The following is a 1459-nucleotide window of genomic DNA, read 5'->3' on the forward strand; positions in this document are numbered from 1 at the left end:
TACAGCGGCCGCGACGGCAGGTCGTAGGTGTTGAGCCAGTAGGTGCCGACGCCGCCGCGGCCGGCGGTCCAGAACGGGGCGATGTCCGCCGGCACCGGCACGATGGTGAAGCGCCCGCGCGGCAGCGTGCCGATGAACTTGCCGACCTCGCCGTCCACGCGCTTGGCGATCCACGCGGCGCGATCGAGCAGCTCCTGCGGGGTCTTCACGTAGAACTGCGGATCGGTGCGCAGGAACTGCAGGAACGCCGGGAAGGTCTTCTGCCCGGCCGGCGCGTGAAAGCCGACCTGCTGGATGATCGCGTCCATCTCCTTCTGGATCCGCGCCACTTCGCGCAGGCCGAGCTGATGGATCTGCTCGGGGTCCATGTCCAGCGTGGTGTACTCGCGGATCTGCTGCCGGTAGTAGGCCTTGCCGTCGGGCAGGGCTTCGGCGGCGAGCGTGGTGCGCGCCTGCGGCATGTACTCCTGGCGATAGAAGGTCAGCAGCTGCGCGTAGGCCGGGATCACCTTGTCGCGCAGCGTCGCCTGCGCCTGCGCGCGCAGTTGCGCCTGCTCGGCGGCGGGAATCTGCGCCGGCATCTGCTTGAACGGCGTGTACAGCACCGCGGCGGTCGGATCCTTCAGTTCGGCCACGTTGGCGATGGCGCCATCGCGGCCGTCGAGCACCGCGCGCGGCACGCTGAAGCCGCGCTTGAGCCCGGCGCGCATGTTGTCGGTCTGCTGCGCGAAGTAGCGCGGCACGTCCTCCAGCCGCGCGATGTAGGCGCGGTACTCGTCGGGCGTGCGCAGCGTGCGCCTGGCCATGAACGCCAGGTCCGACCAGAACGCGCTGTCGGAATTGAACGGCATTTCGTAGGCGCGCAGGCGCACCGCCGCAGCCAGGTTCTCCACCTGCGGCCGGTACACCGCCAGGTTGACCTGGTTCTCGGGCGAAAGCTGGGTCGCATCGAGCGTGTCCAGCTGCCGCAGCACGTCCTCCCACACCTTCAGGCGCGCCGCCTGCGCCGCCGCGCCGACGTCGGGCAGATGGGTGTTGTCGCCGCTGCTGTCGCTGTCCTCGGCGGCCTGGCCGAGCTGCGCCTGGCGCCAGGCCCACTCCTTCTCGTAGATGGCCTGGAAGCGCGCATCGGCGGCGCTGGCGTTGGCCGTGGCCGGTGTTGCACTGGACGCTGTCGACGCCGGCGGTGCGGCCAGTGCGGGTGTGGCCACGGCGAACGCGATCAGCAGGGAAATGGCCAGCGGGGTCTTGGCGAGCATCGGCATGGGCGGCACACGACGGGAACGGATCGCCGATGATCGCATCACTGCCCGGCCTGGCGGGTGGGCCGGAAGTCCTGTGTGGGGCGATGCAGGGAACGGAAACGCGCCTCGCAGCGGTGTACCGGGCTGCAACTCAGGAACTGCATCGCTGGCCTAGCTATAGCTGTAACTCTGGTTGGCTGCGGCTGCGGCTGGCG

General features: G+C 69.7%; 1 protein-coding gene. It reads right to left on the reverse strand.

Annotated elements, in window-relative coordinates; all coding sequences use genetic code 11:
- Positions 1-1265 (reverse strand): DUF885 family protein (locus tag D180_RS06625; protein ID WP_017912175.1); only part of this gene is annotated, 1265 nt, incomplete at its 3' end.
- Between the last annotated feature and the right edge of the window lie 194 nt (positions 1266-1459).

This window comes from Xanthomonas sp. SHU 166 (assembly GCF_000364685.1).
GTDB classification, from domain to species: domain Bacteria; phylum Pseudomonadota; class Gammaproteobacteria; order Xanthomonadales; family Xanthomonadaceae; genus Xanthomonas_A; species Xanthomonas_A sontii.